This is a genomic window from Paenibacillus praedii (assembly GCF_049725345.1).
Classification (GTDB): Bacteria; Bacillota; Bacilli; order Paenibacillales; family Paenibacillaceae; genus Pristimantibacillus.
Map to the genome: position 1 here is coordinate 102,317 of NZ_JBMWAM010000001.1, position 23,430 is coordinate 125,746.

The window sequence follows — 23,430 nt, forward strand, 5'->3', positions numbered from 1 at the left end:
ACAATATAGTTCAGGAACAATGAACCTGCCGAGCAGATACGAAGGGACACCGCACGAAACCGCACTTAAGAAAATCGGCAGCGACGAATCAGCGTCCTGTAAATTTGGGCGGCCGCTTCTCCGCAAACGCATTGACCCCTTCACGGAAATCGTCGGATCCCCGCAGCATTCCGTATGCGAAGCCTTCAATCTCAAGTCCCGCGCTGAGCGGTCCCTCCTGGGAGGCATTAAGCACCTGTTTCAGCGTGCGAAGCGCGAGCGGCGAGAAAGAGAGAAGCTCATCCGTCAAGTTTGATACCGCGGACTCAAGCTGCTCCTGCGGAACAACGGCGGTGAGCAGCCCCCAGCTGTACGCTTCGTCTGCAGGAATGCGGCGCGCCCGCATAATCATGTCCTTAGCCCGGCCAAGGCCCGCTATCCGGGCAACACGCTGCGTGCCGCCGCTGCCCGGAATCATGCCCAACCGGAGCTCCGGCAGGGCGAGGAGCGTTGTATCCGAAGCGATGCGGAAGTCGCAGGCCATGGCGATCTCCATCCCTACGCCAAACGTGTAGCCCTGAAGCTGCGCAATGACCGGCTTTGGTGACCGTTCAGGCGCCGCCACGTTCTTATGCAGCACCGATAGCTCCTCTTGGGATCGCTCCATAAATTCCGTGATCGTCCCGCCGGATGTGAAAGCTTTCGTGCCCTCACCTTTGATGACGATGACTTGAACCTCGTCGTCCTGGTTCAGTTTCTCGAAAATCTCGCTTAAATGGGCACGCGCCGTAAAGCTCAGCGTATTCATTTTCTCCGGGCGGTCCAGCACTATCGTTGCCGTACGTCGTTCCGCGTTCTTCTCCACCCGCAGGTGATCCCACTCGATTTGTTCCACTCGCTGATTTTCCATTCAAGACACACTCTCCTTAGGTATGTGTAAAGGCTCATATTCTCCGCCTCGCAGCTTGCGGCGCAATATTTTGCCCACTGGGCTTTTGGGTATCTCGGTGAGAAGCACATATTTCCGAGGCCTTTTGAAATTAGACAATTCAACGCTGTCCTTGCAAAAACAGTCCAACTCCTCTACCGTCAACGAAAGATCCTTAGGCACAACGAAAGCGGTTACAATTTCACCGTAGCGCTGGTCTGGCAAGCCTGCTACAGCGACCTCCGCCACCTTGGGATGTTTGGCGATCACGTCTTCTACTTCCAGCGGATGAATGTTTTCTCCGCCTGATATGATTGTATCGTCCAACCGTCCGAGCACGAACAAATCGCCTTCCTCATCGAGCATTCCCATATCCCCGGTGAAGTACCAGCCTTCGCGGATCGCTTTCTCCGTTGCATCCGGCCGGTTCCAGTAGCCATGGAAAGCTTCGCTCGTTCTCAGATCGACGATAATTTCCCCCGGCACCCCGGCTGGTACGATATCGGCGGGCTTGGATTTTCCTTCGGGATCGGGTGAGACGACGCGAAGATGCTGGTGAAATCCGGGTTTCCCCGCGCAGCCTGCCTTCTTATTCAAATAATTGCAATAGGAAAAGGTGTATACCTCGGAGGATCCGTAATGATTAATGAATACCTCGGGCTTCAGTTTATTGAAGATGGCCTCTGTCAGCACTTCGGTCATTGCCGCGCCGGCGTAGCCTAGCTTACGCAGAGCCGACAGATTATAATTGTCGAAATTCTCATGGAAAACAAGGTCGTGAAAGATGGTCGGCACGAGATAAACGCAGCTGATTTTCTCCTTTTCCAGCACCTCCAGGATGAAAGCCGGTTTATATTCCGGCGTCATAACCAGCTTGCCATTCAGAAAAGCCATCGCGAGCAAGGAACGCATTCCCATCGTATGATACAAAGGCATGACGCCGATCGTGCTTTCCTCCACTTGGTACTGGTTCTGAATAATGTGGGCGACCGCGGCTCCATATTCGTTGCCGTGCGTCCGGGGTACACCCTTCGGGCGACCTGTCGTTCCCGATGTATAAAGCATCAGGCAAACATCATCATCACGGATGTGCGGCAGGGACGCCGGTTTTTCTGCGCCCCGGATCAGCATCTCCTCATAACGGACATCTGCGCCCGAGGCCTCCTGCACGCCGATCTTGATGGTGTCCAGTTCCTTTACCGCTTCAAGCACCGTACGTTCGCTGACCGGTTCGTAAATGACGGCTTTCGCCTCCGCATCCTGGATGCAGTACTTGATCTCCTCCTGGGATAGCCGATAATTGATCGGAGTAAACACCGCACCAATTTTCTGGATCGCCCAGTACAGCACGACCATCTCATACCGGTTCTTAAGCACAAGCACGACCCGTTCTCCCTGCCCGACACCGATGTCCTGCAAGGCGGAAGCAATCTTGCCTATCTCTCCGTCCAGCTCCCGGTAAGTAAGCCGGACATCACCCTGCACTAACGCTTCAAAATGCGGGTACCGCTCGACCGCAAATTCAAACAATGTCCCCACGTGCATGGACGAACTCACCGTCCTTTCGTCTGGCTGACGCGTTCTCGATCGCTTCAACAATCCCTTTGTAGCCGGTACATCTGCATAAATGACCAGAAAGCATTTCTTTAATCTCTTCCTCTATCGGATCGGGATTCGTCCGTAGAAAATCGACAGCGGACATGAGGATGCCAGGCGTACAGAAGCCGCATTGCAAACCATGACATTCGGAGAAGGCGGTTTGCAGCGGATGGGCAGCTCCGACTTCGGCTAATCCCTCCACTGTCATTATTTCCGCGCCCTCCGCCTGGACGGCGAACATCAGGCAGCTTCTGACGGCAGCTCCGTCTACCAGTACGGTGCACGCTCCGCACACCCCATGCTCGCAGCCGACATGCGTTCCGGTTAATCCGCAGTCCTCCCTCAGAAAATCGCTGAGCAGCTTTCTCGGCTCGGCCTGCTCCTTATAGTCCTTGCCGTTGATCCTCACCTGTATATCGGTCCTTTCTCTGGCGGACACCTTCATTATCGGCTCACTCCTTTCCGACGGCTTTGCCATAAGCTGCCTGAATCACTTTTCTCGTAAAGACCTCTGCCAGGTGAAGGCGATAATCTCTCGTCGCGTGAAGGTCATCCTCCGGGTCCAAACTGGCGGAAGCAAGGTTCGCCGCCTTCTTCAGCAACGAATCGGTCAACCGTTCGCCGATCAGGACATCCGCCGCGTCTATTGCCAGCACAGGAACGGCATCCACGCCTCCGAGCGTCAAGCGTGCCTCCGTAATGCGGCCCTCATTGTCTGTATCCACTAAGCAGGCTGCGTCTACAAGGGCGAAATCACCGTGCCTGCGGCTAAATTCCTGGAAGGAATAGCCTTTCGGGACGTTGACCGACGGAATACGGATTTCGGTCAAAATCTCGCCAGGCATAATATCGGTCGTAAGGTAAGTGATGAAAAAATCGCTTAACGCCACTTCCCTCTCCTCTCCCTCGCTGCGGATGACAGCGGACGCGCCCAACGCAAGAAGGGACAATGGCAATTCAGCTGTTGGGTCAGCGTGTACAAGGCTTCCTCCGATCGTGCCGCGGTTTCGGGTTTGCATATGTCCGATGAACGGCACCGCCTCCGTGAGCAGCGGAAGCCGCGCCCGGATCAGATCTGATCGCTCGATGTCCCGCTGCCGGGTAAGGGAGCCGATTCGGATCCATCCGTCCTCATCGCGAATGTAGCTTAAATCACTTAGACCGTTAATGTCGATCAAGCACTCCGGCGCGGCTAACCGCATGTTCATAATCGGTATAAGGCTTTGTCCCCCTGCGAGCAGCTTTCCATCTTCGCCGGACTGCTGCAGCAGTTGGATTGCTTCCTCGATCGTCGATGGACGGAAATAATCAAACAACGCCGGCTTCATAGCTGTCGATTTCCTTTTTCAGTTTTTTGAAAAAGTCGTTAATGATGAGCTTCGCCACTCCGCCTAGCATCCGTTGACCAACCGCCGCCACTTTTCCGCCTACTTCGGCGGTATACGTATACGTTAGCGTTGTTTCGCCATCTCCCGCGGACGCAAGCTCGAGGATGCCTTCCGCATCTAAGAAGCCTGGCCCTCCTTCTCCGTGCATCACCAGCTTGTAGCTGCTTGGGGCCTGCAAATCCGTCAGGGAAATGGTCGCATCATATTTGCCCTTTACGGCCGCAATGCCTACGGACAGTTCAGCCTTGTATTTGTTCTCGCCGACAAGCTCCAGCTTCTTGCATCCCATGATGCATTCGGAGAGTACGCCTGGATCCATGAGTTTGCTCCATACTTGATCAATTGGGGCATTCAATGTAAGATTTCCGCCACCGTTCATAGCGTTACCTCCTTCGGTTGTTTTTTCTTTCGCTGCGCTTCCTGCATATACGACCATATTCTAGAAGGCGAGAGAGGCAGGCTGTCTATCGTAATGTTCAGAGGCGACAGTGCATCCGCCACCGCATTGGCAATTGCCGCCGGTGCGCTCATCGTGTTGCCTTCGCCAAGTCCCTTTGCGCCAAGAGGCGTGATTGGTGAAGGTGTCTCCAGATGTTTGACCGATATCCTCGGAATTTCCGTGGCGGTCGGGCATAAATAATCCATGAAGCTTCCCGTAAGAAAATGTCCGCTGCTGTCGTAGGCCAGCTCCTCGAAAAGTGCGCCGCCTAATCCGTGGACCAGACCGCCCATCACCTGTCCCTCTACGATTAGAGGATTAAGCAGCTTGCCTGCGTCATGGACTGTGATATAATCGAGAATTTTTACCTCGCCTGTCTCGGCGTCAACCTCTACCGTTACCGCATCCGCTACGAATCCGTAGGTCGCAGAGCCGTTGACGAGGTCGTTCTCATCCGGCGGCGCTGCGCCGGGTATCGTGTAAAATGCCGTTTCATGAATGCCCGGCTCCATGCCATCCGGAAGCGACTCCGGGTTCCAGTGGGCAGAGCCGATTAGCCGTTTCAACGAAAGCTGCTTCTCCGGACTTTCTCGGACAACAATTTTGCCGCCTTCTACGTCAAGTGCTTCAGGCGGCAGCTTTAGTTGGGCGGAGGCGATAAGCAGCAGCTTGTCGCGCACCTTACTGGCGGCCTGGTACACAGCACTGGAGCCAATGGGAGCAAACCGGCTGGAGTAGCTGCCGGACGCCACCGACCAAGGACTAGTCAAGGTGTCCATCTCAGCGATCACCCTAACTGTAACTGGGTCCACACCGAGCACTTCGCCGACGATTTGGGCGGCGACTGTCTCATGCCCTTGCCCGGTAGGTGCCGTACTGATCCTTACCGATATGCCGCCCATCGGATCGATCGACACGGTCGCGCCCTCCGCCGACCCCGATTTAGGAAGCGATTTGGCGCGCTCTTCCGGTGTAAGCGCTACCGTAATATAGCCCATGTTGGAGCCGGAAGGCTCCACGATGCAGGCGAGCCCGATGCCCAAATATTTTCCTTGCCGCCGCAGATCTCTCTGTTTCTCCCGGAACGCGTCGTAGCCGGTCATCTCCAGCGCTTTTTGGAAAGCAGCCATATAGTCCCCGCTGTCATATAAGCCGCCGGTAGGCGTACGATACGGAAACGCTTCGCTCGGAATCAGATTCCTCCTGATAATGTCCGCCGGGTCTATGCCAAGCTGCAGCGCGATGATGTGCATCATCCGCTCCAGCGGAAAATACAGCTGTTGTCCACCGTAGCCGCGGATCAAGCCGGTCGGACTTTTATTCGTCATGACGGCGATCGTTTCCATGAACAGGTTTTTGATTCCGTATGCGCCGGTGCTGTTAGAATGGGTTCGATAGAGACAAGCGGGCTCCGGCGCCCGAATATAACCGCCGACATTGTCAGCCATTTTCATTTTCATCCCTGTCACTATACCGTCGCGCGTCACCGCCGCCTCGATCCATGTGACACGGTCGGTCCCGCTTGAGCTTGCCATCAGGTGCTCCTGCCGGTCCTCCACCCATTTCACAGGGAGCCCCACTTTCTTCGATACGACGCCCATTAGCACCATGTAGGGATAAACGCCCGACTTGATGCCGTAGCTGCCGCCTACATCCTTCGGAATGATGATCCTCAGCCGGTTGCTCGGCATCTGAAGCGCATGTGCCATGACCGACTGCAGCGTGAACGGTCCATGAAAATTGGACCAAATCGTCATATGATCTGTGCTCCGCTCATAATTGGCGATCACGCCGTACGTTTCTACCGGCGTGGCGCTGTATTTCGGAAAAAGAAACTTATGTTTCAGCACCACATCTGCTTCCGCAAAAGCCTTCTCCACATCGCCGTAATGAAACGTTCGGTGATTCGCGATGTTGGAGCCGACCTTATCGTGAAGAATCGGAGCTTCCGGTTCCAAAGCTTTCTCGATATCGACAACCGCGGGAAGCGGCTCGTAATCGACCTCGATGGCATCAAGCGCGTCTTCCGCAAGGTAGCGGTTTTTCGCGACAACAACAGCGACCGGTTCTCCCACGAAACGCACCTTGTCGACGGCGAGCGAATAATATTCCACAGGAGCCGTAACGCCAACCGGAAAAGGCTTCGTCAATTCCGCGATATCACGCCCGGTCACGATCCCTTTAATGCCTGGCATTAACGCCGCTTTGTCCGTGCGGATTGCTCTGATTGCGGCGTGAGGGTAAGGACTGCGCAGAATGGCGGCATGGTGGATGTTCGGTAGCGGATTCATATCTTCAATAAAGGTACCTTGCCCGGATGTAAGCCGCGCATCCTCCGTTCGAGGCATCGGAGAACCGATGCCGTTCGGTTTACCATTTGTATTCATATATGCGTTCAATAGCTGCTGCCTCCTTTCGCTATCAGTCTGAAGTAGTCGTCAAGCACATCAATATCTTCCGGCTCCGCCGAGTCTATATTAACCAATTCACGCTCAGACGCGTATTTCGCAACGACATGCCGACCGCCTTGGTCCCCGTTGACGTTCCGCAGCTCGGAATAGACTGCCTTACCGAACAACACGGGATGTCCCGGCTTTCCCTGATAGGCTGGTTGCACAACTGGAGCTTTGGTCTCTGCATAACGCTCCATCACCTGCTCGATGACGCTGGGATCCATCCCCGGCTGATCCGCAAGCATTATGACGCCGGCATCTGAGGATACATGCTCCAGATGCGAGACAGCTATTCGGACCGATGCGCTCATGCCAAGGCTCGCTTCGTGATTCGGCAGGATGACGACGTCAAGATCGTCGATTGTCTCCATCAGCTCAGGAAGCTCGCCATTCACGACAATGGCTACACCGATCGCCCGCGTCCGCAGCGCCTTCCGTGTCACGTGCCGGAGCATCGATTCCTTGTCAATCGGCAGAAGCAGCTTAGGAGAGCCCATTCGCCGGGCATAGCCCGCTGCAAGAATCACGATCCAAATATCCGGCTTCATTGGGTTGCCAGCCGAAGGCTGCCGGTTGACTGCCGACTATGCAGCGGCGCTTCGCGAGAGCGGAGCGGTTGGCCGCTGCGTCCGTTCCGGCGGCTTAACAGCTCGCAAAGAATGCTAAGGGCGATTTCCTCCGGCGACTCCGCACCGATGTCAAGGCCGACGGGCGCATGCAGCTTTTCAAGCGCCTCCTCGTTCCACCCCGCGTTCAGGCGGAATTCAGCCAACATCCGCTCCATCCGTTTACGGGAACCAAGAACGCCTAAATACCGAATGGGTAGGCCAAGCAGCCTTTGCACCAGCTGACGGTCTGTCTCGTAGTGATGCGTCATGACGACCACGTAATCCCCTTCCTTTACGCAGCATTCTGAATATGTTCCACGCGAAGCAAGCACACGTTGATCCGCAGCCTGGAAACACTCCCGATTCAGGTAGTCTTCTCGGTGATCCGCTAGGGTGACATGCCAATGCAATGCTTTTGCGCCGCTCACAAGCGGAACAGCATCCGCCCCTGCCCCTATAACAAGCAGCCTTGGCCGCGGTCTGGAAGTCTCCACAAACAACTTTACGGAAATACCGTTTACGATCCTGTCGATCAAACCGGCCGCGCCGGAAATGGTTGATAAAGATACAGATGAACCTATCGGCAAAGCCGCCGGGTCGTCCGTTTCTAGAACAACCCCGGTCGTATAGCTCTCCGTACAGGTTAACCTTCGGTGAAACTCGCCGATCATGGCCTGCGCCTCATCGGGACGCCCTTCAGGATCAAAGGGCTGCAGCCAAATGGTCATTGCACCGTTACAGCCGACGCCAAGTCCCCAAACCAGGTCTTCCTCCGTCCTAAAATCGTAATGAAGCATCATCGGAGCCCCGGTTTCCCACATGGTTCGCGCATGCTCCTGAAGATCCCCTTCCACGCAGCCTCCACTTATCGCACCAATTATGGTACCGCTTTCAACAATAAGGCAGCGTGTGCTTTCACGCCGGTAGGCCGACCCTTCCACATCAATGATGGTTGCGAGCGCAGCGCGTTCCATATTGTTCAGGCAAGCATTTAATCCCTGCCATATTTCCAGCATTTGCCCACCACCTCGCTTGTTGTCAAATCCGATTATACGTCTATCGTAAAAAAAGAACCGTTTGCACGGTTCAATTATTATTGCATCTTTGATTTTAAAATCTTATCACTTGTTTATGAAATTGGAGAACAGATTCCTGTATTCCGTCGGCGTAATGCCTTCCAGCCGTTTAAATGTCGTGGCGAAATAACCGGCATTTGCGAATCCGGTATGATTGGCGATAACTTCGATGGGCATCGACGTCATCTTGATCAACCGTTTGGACTGCTCCACCCGGTATTTCGTTAAATATTCGACAAACGTTACACCCATCTCCGTTTTGAACAGTCGGCTGAAATGGGAGGCGCTCAGATACACCCAGTCCGCTACTTCGTTCAGCGTAATCGGCTCGTAGAAATGACTGTGGATATAGTCCGTCACGCTCTGAATAGGCTTCCCTGGATCCATTTCGACCGGATTGGCGGACAACACTGCCTTATGCACATGAAGCGTTTCGTTTCTCAAACTCGGCAGCATCAATCTATCCAATGACTGAAGCAAATCCGAGTTCGTAAACGGCTTTAGAAAATAACTGGAAAAACCGGCGTTCATAGACTTCTGGACCGTCTCGAACATTTTTAAATGCGTTACGACCACAATGGAGACTCGAGGGCTCGTTTCCAGCATTTTTTTCCCAAGCTCGATCCCGTCCATATCCGGCAGTGACAAGTCAAGAAAGACGATGTCGGGCTGATTCTGCCTGAGCAGCAGCAATCCCCGCTCGGCGGTGCCGGCTTCGTAGACGGAAAGATAGCTGTATGGACTTTCTTCAACGATTAAACGAATGTCCTGACGGCTTTCCGCCTCATCATCAACGATCAGCATCCCGGCCATGACGATCCCTCCATTTCACGGTTAATGGTTTGACTGGTCGTCGCGCTGCAGCTCACGGCGCAAAATTTTTCCTGAAGGATTTTTTGGAATTTCGTTAATGAACACATATTTGCGCGGCCGCTTGAAATTGGAGAGCTTCGGATGCTGCTTGCAAAATTGGTCCAATTCCAAACTTGTTAATGCCGGGTCGCTTGGCACGATATACGCGGCTACAATTTGCCCCCACTGCTCGTCCTCTTCACCGAGCACAACTGCCTCCAACACCTTGGGATGCTGCAGCAGCGCCTCCTCGATCTCGTTCGGAGAAATGTTTTCCCCGCCGGAAATGACCATTTCATCTGCTCTTCCGACAACATATAAATCTCCGTCCTCATCGAAATAGCCAAGATCGCCTGTATAGTACCAGTGGTTGCGTATAGCCCGTCTAGTCGCTTCCGGTCGGTTCCAATAGCCCTTAAAGCCTTCGATGGAATCGGCTTTTACGACAATCTCCCCGATCTCCCCCGGCCGGATACGATTCTCCCGGTCAAGCAGGTCGTCGGTATCGGAAGGCATTAGACGTATCTTCTGATGGATGCCCGGCCTCCCTGCACAGCCAGGCTTGCTGTCTAGAATCGAACATGTCGTAAACGTGTAAATTTCGGTGCTGCCATAATGATTGATGAAGTGCTCCGGCTTCAGCAATGCAAAGCATTTCTGCGTCAGGGACTCCGACATAGGAGCCCCGGCATAGCCAATTTTTTTAAGCATGGACAGATCATATTCGCCGAATCGAGGGTCGTTCAGCAAATCGCGATACATGGAAGGAAACATGTAAAGGCAGCTAATCTGCTCTCTGCTAAGAAGCGATAACGCTTTACGGCCGTCGAAATCTGGAAACAGCACGTATTTGCCGTTCAGTACACACATGGAGAGCAGCGAACGGATGCCCATTGTATGATAGAGAGGCATTGCTCCCAGCGTACTGTCGAACAGCTCGTAATGGTTCTGTATGATATGGGCCATCGTGGAAGCATATTCGTTCTTGTGGTATTTCGGTACCCCCTTAGGTGTGCCTGTTGTACCCGATGTATAAAGCATGACAGCAATATCCTCGTCGTCACTGGCCGGTCCGTTGAAATCTGCTGTCCCTCTAGAAACCAGCTCCCCGTAAGAGAGGTCTCCCTCCTCTTTCTCGAGGCTGACGAGCAAAGGCCGCTCATTATACTTGGCATTTGTCACCGAACGTTTACTGACTTTCTCATAAATGATAATTTTGGGCTCCGCATCATTAATGCAGTACTGTAAATCTTCGGGCGAGAGGCGGAGATTCACCGGCGTGTAGATCGCGCCAAGCTTTTGAATCGCCCAGAACAGGCATACCGTCTCGAATCGATTCTTAAGCACGACCATGATCCGATCTCTCTTCACAACACCGAGCTTCCGGAGAGAGGACGCCAGACGGTTGGCTTCCTCATTCAATTCACGGAACGTAACCAAACGGCTGTCTTGGACTACAGCGGTTCTATTGGGATATCTCTCAACGGCGTAATCGAATACGGTCCCCAAGTCCATAGCGATTCTCTCCCTAAATGTCTTTTACTAACAATTATATATTGAAAGCGAATTCAAAACATTAAAATTTTTGACATCTTCACTTTTGCAAAACAATCAACATTGGTTAGCATGCTGTTTTAATCAAAATAAGGATAACCCCTTTCAGCATATTAATTATGTAACCAAACAGTAAAGGGAGTGGCAAATGAATTTGATGAATACCTTTATATCAAGACTTTTAATACTCCTTTTTTCTTATCTTTTTATTTATCCGGCTATTGTTTTCTCCTTCCTTGTCCTAGGATTATCATCATGGAAGTCAGGAGCATGGATGCTAGGTTCAGCTCTGCTTTTGCAAATGATAGTGAAGCTTTATTCAAACAACATCCTTATTGAAAAAAATAGGAAGCGGGAACGAAAAAATTCATTTGAAACACCGGTTATTAAAGAAGCTCCACCACCGTTAAATGAAATATATATTGAAATCAACGCTCAGCATTGGGAAGAGGAGCTGTTAATTAAAAAAATCATGGAAAAAAGATCCGATATTTCGCTGGATAATAATCATCCTGCCGCGATTCGATGTCATCACTGTAATGAAATAAGGGAAAATAAATCAATAAACTTCAAATAAATGCCCCTACTAAGCTCTCTAATAAAAAAGCGCAATTGTTTGGCTTGTATCAGAGAAGGGTAATACAATATCGAAGCTTAAATATTCATCCAAGGAGGAATTCATATGGCAGAGCATGATCATATTGTGGATAAAGACGGAGATCTGGAGCCCGGGAAAATCGATCAAGCGTTGGATCGTTTAGATGCGTCTCAGAAGAACGATATTTTACAAAATTTCGAAGACTTCAAAGGCTATCTCGCCAAACGAATTGAATTGGCTGAAAATTTAGGATTAAACGAAGAGCAGTTAGCCTTAGTGGCGCAGAAAGTTGCCGGATACCTAGCGAAGCACGAGGAGCCTCGAAATCGTGAAGAAAAGCTCCTGCAGGAGCTTTGGAAAGCCGGCAGCGAGGAAGAACAGCACCACTTGTCTCACCTGCTTGTAAAGCTGGCTCAGTCAAGAGGATAAATGTATTTATAAGGAGGTCTGCTATTCTAAAGCAGACCTCCTTATTATATTGCCACTCCCGCACGAATCATGGCTGTGTGGGAGTTGCGGAAAGACCTTGAATATCTGTAGAACCAAAGAAAAATAGGGCGATTAGAATAAAAAATATAATAAACCCGGCAAACCCCACTCCATCAAAATCGCTCATTACGATCACCTCAAAGAATCATTTATCCGTTTTCTTTTTGAACGCTTGAATTATTTCATCAAGAGTCATATTTCCATTGTCATTAAGGAACTGTACCATCCTCTCTATATTTGAACTATCCATTTTCCCTATTGTTTTATATTTTCCAGTTAAACTAACAATCATTGTTGCTTCTCTAAATAATTGGACGGCATCTACTCTTAATTTACCAGTTAAGAGAAGGGCAGCTACAACAACTTCCAGATTATTTCCTTTAAAATAATCTAGTAAAGATGTATCGTTTGAACTTTTTTTTTAGTGGTTCCGATTGTTGGTTTTCCTTTGTTTTTAATGGAAGACATGCAGTCCCCCCTCCCCATATTTCACCCTCCTGGATCGCGATTTGGTGCAAGGAAGGATCAAACACAATATCACAGTGCGGTTTACGGTCATTATTCTAACCATCATATTCTGAGAACAAACCACTCGTTACAAAAAGGACTCAACCAAATTCGCCATATCCGTCATATAAGGTAAAGAGTACATATTGGTGTATGTAGTTAATGAACTATACCGAGAAGAAATCATTAGCATATCTTATTAGTACAATCATCAAGCAAATCCTGGGCAAAGGAAGTGAGTATAAGTGGGAAGAAGAAAAAGAGTGAATCTCCATGCGTTTTCATTTGCTGAAGGAGAACACTCAAATGATATTGATCAGTCAGTTGAATCCGAGTCTCGACCAGTCTCCACAACTATGTTCTCAGTTTTTGACCGATTTGGTGGAATCGACGGAATAATGTCCATGATTGGAAAGATCCAAAAAATGTTTGGTATTTATCAACAGGTGCGTCCTGCGTTCAAAATGATCAGTACTTTCATAGGTCCCAAAGCAACCGTAATGAACATAACCAATAAAAATAGGAATGCAAAACGAAAATTAACAGGGAAAAGAAACCTCCATAGAATAAATCCACGGAAAAATTAGCTTTTCAAGATGTAACGTCCCTAGAAACACAAAAAGGCCCAAGAGGGTCTTTTTTGTGTTTACCTTAAATCAGCATTCTGAATTTTATTGACTTCCCCTTGAAAAAAATGGTATATTCAACCCCTGAAATGTAACAGCTTTTAATACAGTTGCATCTAAACATAAGGGAGAGGTGACGCGTTGGAGAGCAGACCATCTGCGCGTGTAATTCTCCCTCCTCATAAAAGACTCCGTTCCGCGGGAGGTTCGTCAACTGACTGTTCAGTTGAAAAAAACCGGAACACCTGCATACGATCACAGGTTCCGGTTTTTAAGGATAGCTTCTTTATTTACGATTCCAATAATTAACCTTATTAATAATTAATCTATCTAATCACTATCTTACTGGCTTTACCAAATAATCGGTCACATTAAGGCTGAGAGCCTGTCTTGCATATTCAAAATCAGTATATCCGCTCCAAATCACTATGTTACTGTCGATAAATAAAATATAGAGGATCCACTGTTCGGAATCCACTGCTGCTCATCTATTTATATATACAAGAATTCAGTTTAATCTTCAAATCCGACATTATGATATACCTGCTGAACATCCTCTAGGTCTTCTAGCGCATCGATCAATTTATCAAATTGTGCTTGTGCGTCTTCCGGAAGGTTCACGTCATTTTGTGCAAGCATCGTTAATTCTGCAACTGTAAATTCAGTAATCCCGTTATTTTTAAATGCTTCCTGCACAGCATGGAATTGATCAGGCTCAGCATATACCAATATGGATTCCTCTTCCTCTAAAACATCACGCACGTCTACATCCGCTTCCAACATGATCTCAATAACTTCATCTAGTGTTTTACCCTCTAATGCAAAGACTGCCGTGGAATCAAACATATAAGCTACCGATCCGCTAACTCCCATACTTCCGCCGTTTTTATTAAATGCAGAACGGACAGTTGAAGCTGTACGGTTCACGTTATTTGTCAATGTATCTACAATGACCATGGAGCCGTTCGGTCCAAAGCCTTCATATCGTAACTCCACATATTGTTCATCCGAGCTGCCTTTTGCCTTTTCGATAGCACGGTCAATGATTGCTTTAGGCACATTGTACGTTTTTGCCCGCTCCAGTACAACTTTAAGGGCGCGATTAGATTCTGGATCAGGCTCACCCTTCTTTGCTGCGACATAAATCTCGAGGCCGAATTTTGCATAAATACGACTCGTATTTTTGTCTTTTGATGCTTTTTTTTCCTTAATATTGTTCCATTTACGACCCATGCTGATCCCACTTTCTTGTTTTTACTTTACATTTTTTTATTATAACCGATTTTCTTTCGTTTTGGACGAGTTAAAATAGAATATTAGGCTTAAAATGATGATGCGCTAACGAGCCAATAAATTGTATCCGCATTCATGAGTGAAACCTTGCCTATTCGACTGTTTTTGAATGAATATGATCTTTTACACAATATAATTTGAGGAATATGATAAATCCATTAAGTTAAATAACAACACTCGCTGAATTTCCAAGTGGAAATCGGGGGAACCAAGCGCGACGAAGCATAATTCGCCGCATGGGGTGAATCAGTGACGCTGAAAGATAGCGACGCTGTAGGGCGACTCTAAACGCCCGAATCCGTCAGCTAACCTCGTAAGCGTTGTTAGAGAGGTGAAACAACTTCGGTTCGATTATGGCCGCGGGGGGATTCCTCTGCGTTTTTTTTCGTGGAAAAAAACAGAAAAATGGATTCATAAGCAGCAGAGCATACTTAAATTAAGAATCAATTCATGGCGGTGATCAAAATGTTAACTTTATTAAAACGATTATTAATCGGTCGACCTTTAAAGTCCACAGAACTCGGGGAGCAAAAACTAAATAAAACAAAGGCGCTCGCCATCCTTTCATCGGATGCTTTGTCTTCCGTTGCATACGGTCCGGAACAGATTCTGTTAGTGTTAATCACAGTAGGCGCTGCAGCATTTTGGTACTCCATACCAATTGCGGCAGGCGTATTGGTTTTATTATTAGCCCTTATTTTATCATACCGGCAAATTATCTTTGCCTATCCGCATGGCGGAGGCGCTTATGTGGTATCAAAAGAAAATCTAGGCAAATACCCTGGGTTAATAGCCGGGGGCTCCTTGTTGGTTGACTATATTTTAACCGTAGCAGTAAGTGTTTCCGCCGGAACAGACGCCATAACCTCGGCTTTTCCAAGTTTGCATGCGCATACGGTAATCATTGCCATTGTGTTTGTCGTATTCATTACTATCTTGAACCTGCGCGGTATAACGGAATCCGCTTCGATATTAGCCTATCCGGTATATTTATTTGTTTTAGCGTTATTCCTATTAATCGGAACAAGCATTTATAATTTGATAACGGGTCATGTTTCACACGATTTACACACGACTATCGGTACGCCAGTGGCGGGTATTAGCTTATTTCTGCTCCTAAGAGCTTTTGCTTCGGGAAGCTCCGCATTAACAGGAGTTGAGGCTATTTCAAATGCAATTCCAAACTTTAGAAATCCGGCACCGAATAATGCCTCTAAAACGTTAATTGCAATGGGTGCCCTGCTTGCGCTGTTATTTTCGGGAATTGTATTTTTAGCCTATTATTACGGAATAACGCCTAAAGCCGATGTAACCGTGGTCTCACAAATCGCCGAACAAACCTTTGGCCGTAATTTTATGTACTTCTTCGTGCAAGGAACGACCGCATTAATTCTTATACTTGCCGCTAATACTGGCTATTCAGCTTTCCCTTTGCTAGCCGTAAATCTCGCCAAAGATAAGTTCATACCAAGAATGTTTACGGTTAGAGGAGACAGACTCGGCTATTCCAATGGCATTATCATACTTGGCATTTTATCCATCATCTTAATTATTGTTTTTAAAGCACAAACCGAGCATTTAATCCCGTTATATGCTGTCGGAGTATTTATTCCCTTCACCCTGTCCCAAACAGGAATGATGCTGAAATGGATCCGGCAAAAGCCGCCGGGATGGATTTCAAAGCTAATAATTAACACAACAGGCGCTCTTATTAGCTTTATTGTTACGATCATGTTCTTTTTAACAAAATTCGCCCAGGTTTGGCCGGTCTTCATATTTCTACCGCTTATTATTTTTGCCTTTCATCGGATTAAAAAGCATTATGAAGCAGTGAGCGAGCAGCTAAGACTGACAACGTGTGAGCCTGCTATTCAGATCGAGGGAAATGTAATTATTGTGCCGGTAGCAGGTATCACGTATGTGGTGGAGAACTCCATAAACTATGCCCAGTCCTTGGCGGCAGCACAGATTATTGCCGTCCATATCCCTTTTGAAAGAGATGATGAAGCAAGGCTTGAAGAAAAGTGGAGAAATTGGAGGCCAGATGTAAGACTGGTATCGCTGCATACACCATACAGAAGTATCATTCAGCCATTAAGCAAGTTTATTGATACTGTGCAGAGAAAAGCGAGTGAATCAAACTATCAGGTCACGGTGATTATCCCACAATTCATTCCCAAGAAAGGCTGGCACAACATTTTGCACAACCAAACAAGTTTAATGATTCGTGCCCACCTGCTGTACCGTAAAAATGTAATTGTAACCACCGTTCCGTATCATTTAAAGAAATAGAAAATGGAATGCAGAGACAGGGTCGTCTATCCTAAGCTTTGTGACAGCAGCGAATGACAACAGCGCTTTATTGTCGCTGACAATCATACACGTTGCATTTTCATCGGTAAATTGGGAATTGAATTCAAACCCGAGCTTTGATCATGACCAAATAAAAAAAGCCTGCCTAACCAATGATGGTTAAGCAGGCTTGAGCTATATAGATCACTGTTTAGAATACCTTTGTTGTCCACGATTCACAGTTCCAAGTATCTGTTACGACATCTCGATAAAATTCAGGTTCATGAGAAATAAGCAAAATGCTTCCCTTGTATGCCTTCAGAGCACGCTTAAGCTCATCCTTTGCGTCCACATCCAAGTGATTGGTCGGCTCGTCGAGTACGAGTAGATTCGTTTCGCGATTGATCAGCTTGCATAAACGAACCTTCGCCTTTTCTCCACCGCTTAGCACGGCAATCTTGCTCTCGATATGCTTAGTTGTCAATCCGCACTTGGCCAGTGCCGCACGCACCTCGAACTGAGATAAGGAAGGGAATTCCTTCCACAGCTCCTCAATGCATGTATTGTAATTGGTATCCTTCGTTTCCTGTTCGAAATAACCGATGCTTAGAATATCTCCAAGCTGAACAGAGCCTGACAGCGCTTGAATCTCACCTAGAATACTCCGAAGCAGCGTTGTTTTACCGATGCCATTCGCACCGACCAGCGCAATTTTCTGTCCGCGCTCCATACGAAGGTTAAGCGGTCTAGATAAGGGGCTGTCATAACCGATGACGAGATCGGCAGCCTCAAATATCAGCTTGCCGGAGGCTCTGGCGTCCTTGAAGCTGAACTGCGGCTTCGGTTTTTCTTTCGCTAGCTCGATAACATCCATTTTGTCGAGCTTCTTCTGTCTGGACATTGCCATATTACGCGTCGCTACGCTCGCTTTATTGCGGGCTACGAAGTCCTTCAAATCTGCAATTTCCTGTTGCTGGCGCTTGAAAGCAGATTCTAGCTGTTGCTTTTTCATTTCATAGACCTGCTGGAAATGGTCATAATCTCCAACGTATCGATTTAACTCTTGATTCTCCATATGGTAAATCAGGTTAATGACGTTATTCAGGAACGGGATATCATGTGAGATTAGAATGAATGCATTCTCATACTCTTGCAGGTAACGCTTCAACCATTCGATATGCTGTTCATCGAGATAGTTCGTCGGCTCATCGAGGAGCAATATGTCCGGCTTCTCTAGGAGCAGTTTTGCTAGCAATACCTTCGTCCGCTGACCGCCGCTCAAGTCGTTGACGTCCTTATCCAGTCCAATATCAGTAAGCCCCAATCCGCGTGCGGTTTCATCGACTTTGGCATCAATCATGTAAAAATCCTGATTCGTCAATGTATCCTGAATGGTCCCGACATCCTCGAGCATCTGTTCAAGCTCTTCTGGAGTTACGTCGCCCATCCTGGCGTACATATCGTTCATTTCTTGTTCCATATCAAGTAAATATTGAAAGGCTCCCTTTAGGACGTCACGGATCGTCATGCCCTTGCTAAGAACCGCATGCTGATCAAGGTATCCTACGCGCATGCGCTTAGACCATTCGACTTTTCCGTCATCCGGCTGAAGCTTGCCCGTAATGATGTTCATAAAGGTAGATTTTCCTTCGCCATTGGCTCCAATTAGTCCGATATGCTCGCCTTTCAGCAGGCGGAAGGATACGTCATTGAAGATCGCGCGATCTCCGAAGCCGTGGCTTAATCGTTCAACGTTTAATATGCTCATGAATGACACCTTTTCTTTTAAAATAAATGCTCGTTATATTATAAGCGTAAAAAGGCAAATAACTCAATGTCTATCCCTTAACGCCTATACTGTTATTGTAATTCACCCATTCAAACCCTGCTTATGCTGCATAAAAACGAAATTTATGAACAAGATAGATTGGGATATGAGTTAAAAAAATGAAAGGAGCGTTTTGCTTGCAGGAAGAGAAAGAGTTAAACGAGCATGAGCCTACGATTGCGCCCGGAATGGATACGCTGCAAGAATTGGATGAGGAAGCGTCTGAGAAAGAAATAAAAAAAGGTGATTCTACCCATGTCACAAGTTTATTTGTTGATCGAATACCTGAGGATTAATAGGGGGTAACCATATGAAAAAAATAATTATGTACTTCAGTATGCTGTTATGCGTTCTTCCATTAAGCAGCGTACATGCACTGTCCAGTTCAGATACTGGCGGAATATCGGTCAATATGATCAATAGCGACGGCAAAACAGTAGGAACAGCCCGGGTTACCGAGCATGCAGGTAAGGTTTACCTGCACGTCGAGGCGGAAGGGCTACCTCCCGGAACGCACGGTATACACTTCCACAATGCAGGACAATGTACAGGACCTGATTTCGCTTCAGCGGGTCCTCATTTTAATCCGCAAAGCAAACAACACGGATTCAAAAATCCGAAAGGCTATCACGCCGGTGATTTGTTGAACATTGAGGTCGGAGCGGACGGAAAAGTAATCACCGATCTTGTGAGCCAAACGGTCACGCTTGAAAAAGGGAAGCCTAACTCTTTATTAAGGACAGAGGGTACGTCGTTGATCATTCATGAAAAAGCAGACGACTATTTGACGGATCCATCCGGCAATTCCGGAAACCGTATCGCTTGCGGGGTCATCAAATAATTGCACCAATAGCAAAAGCCAGGTACTCATTTGAATACCTGGCTTCAGTTCAGAAGAAACTGTATTCTTGCTGCTTCTTGTTACGTTTTTCTTACCACTCTGCTTCCCATGCGCTTTCATAGCCATTACTTAAGGAACGCTTTAGCAAGGACTGCTCCTTTGTTTTCTTAAAAGGATAATCCGTTCCCAAATATTTCGCGAAATGCTTGCTTTCCTGCCTTCGAATTTTCCGGGCCTCTTTACGTTCAGGCGCTGTCTCATACAGCAGTCGTTCTTCATCCGTTTCTGGAACGACCCCCGGCACCTCTGTTGGTTTGTCATCCTCCCCCAATGCGACGAAGGTCAAGAAGGAAGTTGCACAAACTCTGCGTATGCCTGTAAGCAAATCCTCCGTTACTACCCGGACAAAAACCTCCATTGACGTTTTATGTGACCAAGTAACAAAGGCTGACAAGCTTACCGCATCGCCTTTTTTTACCGGATGCAAAAAGTCTACCGAGTCTGTCGAGGCCGTTACGACAGGGCGTCTTGCATGCTTGGTTGCAGCGATCGTCGCTACATCGTCTATATAAGCCATGAGCTTTCCTCCAAAAATCGTACCGTGATGATTGGTATCCGGCGGCAAAACAATGGCATCCTTTATGGTTAGAGATGCTGATGATGGTCGGGTTATTACGGGTACTGCACGTTTCTCCATGATATTCATGGTAACACCTTTCTTCTATATAAGCTTTCGATACCAACTAGTTTACACCCGATAAACCTATAGGTAAAATACATATATCGAATAGATTACATTCCTTTTCACTATATTTCCCTTATGATCCGCTGAAGGAGTACATCGCAATGGACCTTAAACATTTACATTACTTTGTGGCTGTAGCCGAAGCCGGCAGCTTTACACTAGCGGCGCGCAATCTTCATATTACCCAGCCGTCTTTATCCAAAATGGTACGATTGCTTGAAGAAGAGCTTGGTGTTCAGCTTATCGACCGTTCGTCCAAGCAGATCCAATTAACCGATGCCGGCACCTCCATTCTTCGTTCGGCCAAGTTTATCATTCAGTCAGTTGAACACATGTCCAGCGAGCTTGAAGAGGTTGTCAGCTTAAAAAAAGGAAATCTACGGCTCGGCATCCCTCCTATGATCGGCGGATATTTCCTGCCATCCATCATCGAGAAATTTTTGACGCAATATCCTCAAATCCGATTAACCGTCATTGAACAAGGCGGGAAAAGCTTAGAGCAGGATATTCTGCAGGGTGAATTGGATTTTAGCATGGTTATTCTTCCGGTCAAGGATGAAGACAAATATGAAATCCTTCCCTGCATTAACCAAGATTTGCGTCTAGTCGTCCATGTCGATCATAATCTGGCTTCACATAAGACGATCCGGCTGAACCAGCTGGAACACGAGCCATTTATCATGTTTCGTAAAGACTTCACGATTCATCATCTAATTAAGGAACAATGCGAAGCAGCCGGCTTTGAGCCCCGGATCGTATTCGAAAGCTCACAGTGGGATTTTATGACCGAAATGGTTGCTGCCAAATACGGCATTACCCTCCTGCCGGAAGGTATTTGCCAGCAGCTTGACCCCAGAAGATTCACGACTATTCCTGTCCTTCAGCCTACCATTCGTTGGCAATTATCAATGATTTGGCGTAAAGATAAATACTTATCCTTTGCGGCACGAGAATGGATTCATATTGTAAAATCAGAGCTTGTGCGAGCCACCTACGAATCCTAAATGAAGCAGGAGCTGCTCCGTGTAAATTGTCATCTTGTGTGAATAAGTTTCCCTTTTAGAACCGCACCGATCCCTACATTCTTGATGGAGAAAGCGGATTATCGCAGATTTCACTCTTACGCCCAGTATGAAAAAGTCTGATGTGCTGTAAATTATCCTTATCATGTATCTGGTTGCTGGATGAGCAAACGGGACATATTAATAAAGCCAATTACCCATAATGGAGGTTTTTAACATGCAAAAACTATATACAGCCACGGTTACAGCAACCGGAGGTAGAGATGGCAAGCTCATCTCGAGCGACAATTACTTGAATGTCGATGTGAGAACGCCGAAGGAGCTTGGCGGTCCAGGCGGTGCGACAAATCCGGAGCAGCTTTTTGCTGGAGGTTATGCTTCATGCTTTGAGAGCGCGTTGAATGTGGTATGCAGAACGAAAAAAATTAAAGTTGAAAAAACGGAAGTAACGGCCCACGTTACGCTCGGTAAAGATGATGAAGGTAATTTTGCGCTTGAAGTTGCGCTGGATATTACGTTAGGCGGCGTCGAGGGGAGTGTGGCTAAGGAGTTGGTCGATGAGGCACATCAAGTGTGTCCATACTCAAGAGCGACTCGCGGTAATATTAAAGTAGAGCTTAATCTTGTTTAGCAGCTAGATGCGGCAGTTGCTCGAAGAGATACAACAAGTAGTTGTAGGGTTTCAGTCTGTTCTCTTTCGCACTTTCGATCACGCTGTAGATCGTCGCACTTGCTTTGGCCCCGCGCGCGTGTTCGCAATCAGCCAGTTTTTCCGTCCGATCACAAATGGCTTGATGGACCGCTCGCTACGGTTGTTGTCCAGCTCCAAACGCCCATCCTCCAGAAACGTGGTCAGCTTCTCCCACTGGTTCAAGCTGTATGCGATCGCCTGCCCAAGCAAACTTTTCGGAAGCGTCCAGGATCGCTGCTGCTTGAGCCATGCCGCATAAGCCTCCAGCATCGGAACACTTCGCTTCTGCTTCTCGGCTAGGCGTTCCTCCGGTGAAACCTCTGCCACCTCACGCTCGATGGCGTACAGCTGATTGCAAAAACGCAAATCCCTGTCCGGTGACACTGCCGACGCTGGTACTCATCCAGTACCGCCGGTGATACGCCGCGCCCCGTACGGTAGAGCCAGAGATACAACGTCGATTCCGCAGACTGCCCGGCTCCTTCAGCACCTGCAGCGTCGTCTCGTCCGCATGCAGCACATCCTGTCGCAACACATACGCCTTGAGCGCCTCGTACAGCGGCGTCAGCCAGGTTTCGGATCCGTAGATCATTCAGTTCGCCATCGTTTGCCGGGAAAGCGCATAACCTAGACGGGCAAATTGTTGTTCTTGCCGATAGAGCGGCTTCGGCCTCGGTGCAGTAACGATAGGTGTTTGCAGTGACGACAAGCATAGACTTGCCGTTATACCAGATCGACCTCCAGTGCTCGTACGACCTCGCGTAGCAAGGAAGGCTGGAGTCCGGCAACGACTTCACAGAGCTGACGACGATTCACCTGATTGGCGTTGCACCAATGGCTCGCTTTTTCTCCACTCGCGCGGAACGCTGCGATACGCGCTTCCCATTTCATTAGAATCTCTTCTCTTGGTATAGAAAATCCTCCTCTGGTTGGCTTCTGAGGAGGATTATCTCATGACGTATTTATGATTCGTAGGCGGGGAGTGCTTGACGCTTACAAATCCGAGCTGTAAGCACACATTGGCTCTAACAGATCACAAACATACATTACTCTCACACTGTAAGAGCACATAGGTGCTTACAGTTCTACATCGAATTACCTTCCACATCGGTATTAAACGAAGGAGCTGCACCTGAGGTCGTTTCCAACCTTGTGGGACAGCTCCTGATACATTATTTTCAATTTGTGAATTTAGTGCTGCAGCTGGCTGGAAGGATCCAAAATCAGATTCGTGCCTTCGATTTTCAGCTTATCCATACGAATAACCCAGCCTTTGAATGCTTCATAGATGTCATCCGTATATCCGAACAGTCGTTTAATGTCCATGACAATTTGCTTTTCATCATCGTTATAATCGCCGTCAGCGAAAATAAGCAATAATATTTCAATGAAAAAGATGTTTTTTATGGCATCATCCTGTATGCCTCCAACAATGTCCTTCAGCTCCCTTTCGGACGAGAAGGCATATCCGGACTGCTGAAGCTCCATTTCATCCATGATCGACCGCAAATATCCCCTTTCCTTTCGATTCACGAATCCATCCGCATTCGCAACGAGATGTGCTAATTCTAAAAATGCTTCTTTATGCTCCTTAGTTTGTAAAAAATGCAAGAACAATATCA

At 48.0% G+C, this 23,430-nt stretch carries 23 protein-coding genes, 1 pseudogene and 1 riboswitch; of the genes and pseudogenes, 8 read left to right on the forward strand and 16 right to left on the reverse strand.

Going from position 1 to position 23,430, the window contains the following annotated elements; translation table 11 throughout:
- Positions 1-88 precede the first annotated feature (88 nt).
- The 10 genes from ACO9K6_RS00500 to ACO9K6_RS00545 form a co-directional block, all read right to left on the reverse strand.
- A complete protein-coding gene (locus ACO9K6_RS00500; protein WP_424765571.1) occupies positions 89-889 on the reverse strand; it encodes an enoyl-CoA hydratase/isomerase family protein in 801 nt (266 codons plus the stop codon).
- Positions 890-2,452, reverse strand: a complete 1,563-nt coding sequence (locus ACO9K6_RS00505) for an AMP-binding protein (RefSeq protein WP_424765572.1) — start codon at positions 2,450-2,452, stop codon at positions 890-892.
- On the reverse strand, positions 2,430-2,951 hold the full coding sequence (locus tag ACO9K6_RS00510) for a (2Fe-2S)-binding protein (RefSeq protein WP_424765573.1): 522 nt from the start codon (positions 2,949-2,951) through the stop codon (positions 2,430-2,432). The genes ACO9K6_RS00505 and ACO9K6_RS00510 overlap by 23 nt, the downstream gene beginning before the upstream one ends.
- A gap of 7 nt (positions 2,952-2,958) precedes the next feature.
- Entirely contained in the window at positions 2,959-3,834 is an 876-nt protein-coding gene (locus ACO9K6_RS00515) for an FAD binding domain-containing protein (RefSeq protein WP_424765574.1), read from the reverse strand.
- Complete coding sequence (locus ACO9K6_RS00520) at positions 3,815-4,273, reverse strand: SRPBCC family protein (protein ID WP_424765575.1); 459 nt, start codon at positions 4,271-4,273, stop codon at positions 3,815-3,817. Before ACO9K6_RS00520 ends, ACO9K6_RS00515 begins: the two co-directional genes overlap by 20 nt.
- Entirely contained in the window at positions 4,270-6,732 is a 2,463-nt protein-coding gene (locus ACO9K6_RS00525; RefSeq protein ID WP_424765576.1) for a xanthine dehydrogenase family protein molybdopterin-binding subunit, read from the reverse strand. The genes ACO9K6_RS00520 and ACO9K6_RS00525 overlap by 4 nt, the downstream gene beginning before the upstream one ends.
- Positions 6,729-7,334, reverse strand: a complete 606-nt coding sequence (locus ACO9K6_RS00530; protein WP_424765577.1) for a nucleotidyltransferase family protein — start codon at positions 7,332-7,334, stop codon at positions 6,729-6,731. The genes ACO9K6_RS00525 and ACO9K6_RS00530 overlap by 4 nt, the downstream gene beginning before the upstream one ends.
- Positions 7,331-8,410, reverse strand: coding sequence for an XdhC family protein (locus ACO9K6_RS00535; RefSeq protein ID WP_424765578.1), 1,080 nt, complete (start codon positions 8,408-8,410; stop codon positions 7,331-7,333). Before ACO9K6_RS00535 ends, ACO9K6_RS00530 begins: the two co-directional genes overlap by 4 nt.
- 105 nt (positions 8,411-8,515) lie before the next feature.
- Positions 8,516-9,283 carry a response regulator transcription factor gene (locus ACO9K6_RS00540; protein ID WP_424765579.1) on the reverse strand — a complete coding sequence of 256 codons (768 nt, stop codon included), beginning with the start codon at positions 9,281-9,283 and terminating at the stop codon, positions 8,516-8,518.
- Positions 9,284-9,304: 21 nt separating this feature from the next.
- The gene (locus ACO9K6_RS00545; protein WP_424765580.1) at positions 9,305-10,837 is read right to left on the reverse strand and encodes a class I adenylate-forming enzyme family protein; all 1,533 of its coding nucleotides are present in this window, start codon (positions 10,835-10,837) and stop codon (positions 9,305-9,307) included.
- 187 nt (positions 10,838-11,024) lie between these two features.
- Between ACO9K6_RS00545 and ACO9K6_RS00550 the strand changes: the two genes are divergently transcribed.
- From ACO9K6_RS00550 to ACO9K6_RS00560, 3 genes are all read left to right on the forward strand, one after another.
- Entirely contained in the window at positions 11,025-11,453 is a 429-nt protein-coding gene (locus ACO9K6_RS00550; protein WP_424765581.1) for a hypothetical protein, read from the forward strand.
- Between the two features lie 105 nt (positions 11,454-11,558).
- Positions 11,559-11,903: a DUF3243 domain-containing protein gene (locus ACO9K6_RS00555; RefSeq protein ID WP_424765582.1), complete on the forward strand. Its 345-nt coding sequence runs from the start codon at positions 11,559-11,561 to the stop codon at positions 11,901-11,903.
- Positions 11,904-12,715: 812 nt separating this feature from the next.
- On the forward strand, positions 12,716-13,057 hold the full coding sequence (locus ACO9K6_RS00560; RefSeq protein WP_424765583.1) for a hypothetical protein: 342 nt from the start codon (positions 12,716-12,718) through the stop codon (positions 13,055-13,057).
- A gap of 552 nt (positions 13,058-13,609) precedes the next feature.
- Here ACO9K6_RS00560 and ACO9K6_RS00565 read toward each other — a convergent pair.
- Positions 13,610-14,329: a YebC/PmpR family DNA-binding transcriptional regulator gene (locus tag ACO9K6_RS00565; RefSeq protein ID WP_424765584.1), complete on the reverse strand. Its 720-nt coding sequence runs from the start codon at positions 14,327-14,329 to the stop codon at positions 13,610-13,612.
- 228 nt (positions 14,330-14,557) lie between these two features.
- A riboswitch (cyclic di-AMP (ydaO/yuaA leader) is annotated at positions 14,558-14,725 on the forward strand.
- A gap of 129 nt (positions 14,726-14,854) precedes the next feature.
- Between ACO9K6_RS00565 and ACO9K6_RS00570 the strand changes: the two genes are divergently transcribed.
- Entirely contained in the window at positions 14,855-16,681 is a 1,827-nt protein-coding gene (locus ACO9K6_RS00570) for an APC family permease (protein WP_424765585.1), read from the forward strand.
- A 211-nt stretch (positions 16,682-16,892) separates the two neighbouring features.
- On the opposite strand, the gene ACO9K6_RS00575 is transcribed toward ACO9K6_RS00570, so the two are convergent.
- Positions 16,893-18,449 (reverse strand): ABC-F family ATP-binding cassette domain-containing protein, encoded by a 1,557-nt coding sequence (locus tag ACO9K6_RS00575; protein ID WP_424765586.1) that lies wholly within the window; start codon positions 18,447-18,449, stop codon positions 16,893-16,895.
- 197 nt (positions 18,450-18,646) lie between these two features.
- On the opposite strand from ACO9K6_RS00575, the gene ACO9K6_RS00580 reads away from it, so the two are divergent.
- Both ACO9K6_RS00580 and ACO9K6_RS00585 read left to right on the forward strand, forming a co-directional pair.
- Positions 18,647-18,805 (forward strand): hypothetical protein, encoded by a 159-nt coding sequence (locus ACO9K6_RS00580; RefSeq protein ID WP_424765587.1) that lies wholly within the window; start codon positions 18,647-18,649, stop codon positions 18,803-18,805.
- Between the two features lie 14 nt (positions 18,806-18,819).
- A complete protein-coding gene (locus ACO9K6_RS00585; RefSeq protein WP_424765588.1) occupies positions 18,820-19,350 on the forward strand; it encodes a superoxide dismutase family protein in 531 nt (176 codons plus the stop codon).
- A gap of 91 nt (positions 19,351-19,441) precedes the next feature.
- On the opposite strand, the gene ACO9K6_RS00590 is transcribed toward ACO9K6_RS00585, so the two are convergent.
- Positions 19,442-20,047, reverse strand: a complete 606-nt coding sequence (locus ACO9K6_RS00590; protein WP_424765589.1) for an acyl-CoA thioesterase — start codon at positions 20,045-20,047, stop codon at positions 19,442-19,444.
- A gap of 149 nt (positions 20,048-20,196) precedes the next feature.
- On the opposite strand from ACO9K6_RS00590, the gene ACO9K6_RS00595 reads away from it, so the two are divergent.
- Entirely contained in the window at positions 20,197-21,099 is a 903-nt protein-coding gene (locus ACO9K6_RS00595) for a LysR family transcriptional regulator (RefSeq protein ID WP_424765590.1), read from the forward strand.
- 235 nt (positions 21,100-21,334) lie between these two features.
- A complete protein-coding gene (locus tag ACO9K6_RS00600; RefSeq protein WP_424765591.1) occupies positions 21,335-21,748 on the forward strand; it encodes an organic hydroperoxide resistance protein in 414 nt (137 codons plus the stop codon).
- Here ACO9K6_RS00600 and ACO9K6_RS00605 read toward each other — a convergent pair.
- The 3 genes and pseudogenes from ACO9K6_RS00605 to ACO9K6_RS00615 all read right to left on the reverse strand — a co-directional run.
- A pseudogene (locus ACO9K6_RS00605) lies at positions 21,735-22,508 on the reverse strand (IS66 family transposase); the annotation flags it as partial. The gene ACO9K6_RS00600 and the pseudogene ACO9K6_RS00605 sit on opposite strands and share 14 nt — an antisense overlap.
- 23 nt (positions 22,509-22,531) lie before the next feature.
- The gene (locus ACO9K6_RS00610) at positions 22,532-22,699 is read right to left on the reverse strand and encodes a hypothetical protein (RefSeq protein WP_424765592.1); all 168 of its coding nucleotides are present in this window, start codon (positions 22,697-22,699) and stop codon (positions 22,532-22,534) included.
- Between the two features lie 300 nt (positions 22,700-22,999).
- Positions 23,000-23,425: a tellurite resistance TerB family protein gene (locus ACO9K6_RS00615; RefSeq protein WP_424765593.1), complete on the reverse strand. Its 426-nt coding sequence runs from the start codon at positions 23,423-23,425 to the stop codon at positions 23,000-23,002.
- Positions 23,426-23,430: the final 5 nt, after the last annotated feature.

Coding starts and splice junctions, on each gene's coding strand:
- ACO9K6_RS00500 (WP_424765571.1), bottom strand. CDS start 889: ATGGAAAATCAGCGAGTGGAACAAATCGAGTGGGATCACCTGCGGGTG.
- ACO9K6_RS00505 (WP_424765572.1), bottom strand. CDS start 2,452: ATGCACGTGGGGACATTGTTTGAATTTGCGGTCGAGCGGTACCCGCAT.
- ACO9K6_RS00510 (WP_424765573.1), bottom strand. CDS start 2,951: ATGAAGGTGTCCGCCAGAGAAAGGACCGATATACAGGTGAGGATCAAC.
- ACO9K6_RS00515 (WP_424765574.1), bottom strand. CDS start 3,834: ATGAAGCCGGCGTTGTTTGATTATTTCCGTCCATCGACGATCGAGGAA.
- ACO9K6_RS00520 (WP_424765575.1), bottom strand. CDS start 4,273: ATGAACGGTGGCGGAAATCTTACATTGAATGCCCCAATTGATCAAGTA.
- ACO9K6_RS00530 (WP_424765577.1), bottom strand. CDS start 7,334: ATGAAGCCGGATATTTGGATCGTGATTCTTGCAGCGGGCTATGCCCGG.
- ACO9K6_RS00535 (WP_424765578.1), bottom strand. CDS start 8,410: ATGCTGGAAATATGGCAGGGATTAAATGCTTGCCTGAACAATATGGAA.
- ACO9K6_RS00540 (WP_424765579.1), bottom strand. CDS start 9,283: ATGGCCGGGATGCTGATCGTTGATGATGAGGCGGAAAGCCGTCAGGAC.
- ACO9K6_RS00545 (WP_424765580.1), bottom strand. CDS start 10,837: ATGGACTTGGGGACCGTATTCGATTACGCCGTTGAGAGATATCCCAAT.
- ACO9K6_RS00550 (WP_424765581.1), top strand. CDS start 11,025: ATGAATTTGATGAATACCTTTATATCAAGACTTTTAATACTCCTTTTT.
- ACO9K6_RS00555 (WP_424765582.1), top strand. CDS start 11,559: ATGGCAGAGCATGATCATATTGTGGATAAAGACGGAGATCTGGAGCCC.
- ACO9K6_RS00565 (WP_424765584.1), bottom strand. CDS start 14,329: ATGGGTCGTAAATGGAACAATATTAAGGAAAAAAAAGCATCAAAAGAC.
- ACO9K6_RS00570 (WP_424765585.1), top strand. CDS start 14,855: ATGTTAACTTTATTAAAACGATTATTAATCGGTCGACCTTTAAAGTCC.
- ACO9K6_RS00575 (WP_424765586.1), bottom strand. CDS start 18,449: ATGAGCATATTAAACGTTGAACGATTAAGCCACGGCTTCGGAGATCGC.
- ACO9K6_RS00585 (WP_424765588.1), top strand. CDS start 18,820: ATGAAAAAAATAATTATGTACTTCAGTATGCTGTTATGCGTTCTTCCA.
- ACO9K6_RS00590 (WP_424765589.1), bottom strand. CDS start 20,047: ATGGAGAAACGTGCAGTACCCGTAATAACCCGACCATCATCAGCATCT.
- ACO9K6_RS00595 (WP_424765590.1), top strand. CDS start 20,197: ATGGACCTTAAACATTTACATTACTTTGTGGCTGTAGCCGAAGCCGGC.
- ACO9K6_RS00600 (WP_424765591.1), top strand. CDS start 21,335: ATGCAAAAACTATATACAGCCACGGTTACAGCAACCGGAGGTAGAGAT.
- ACO9K6_RS00610 (WP_424765592.1), bottom strand. CDS start 22,699: ATGAAATGGGAAGCGCGTATCGCAGCGTTCCGCGCGAGTGGAGAAAAA.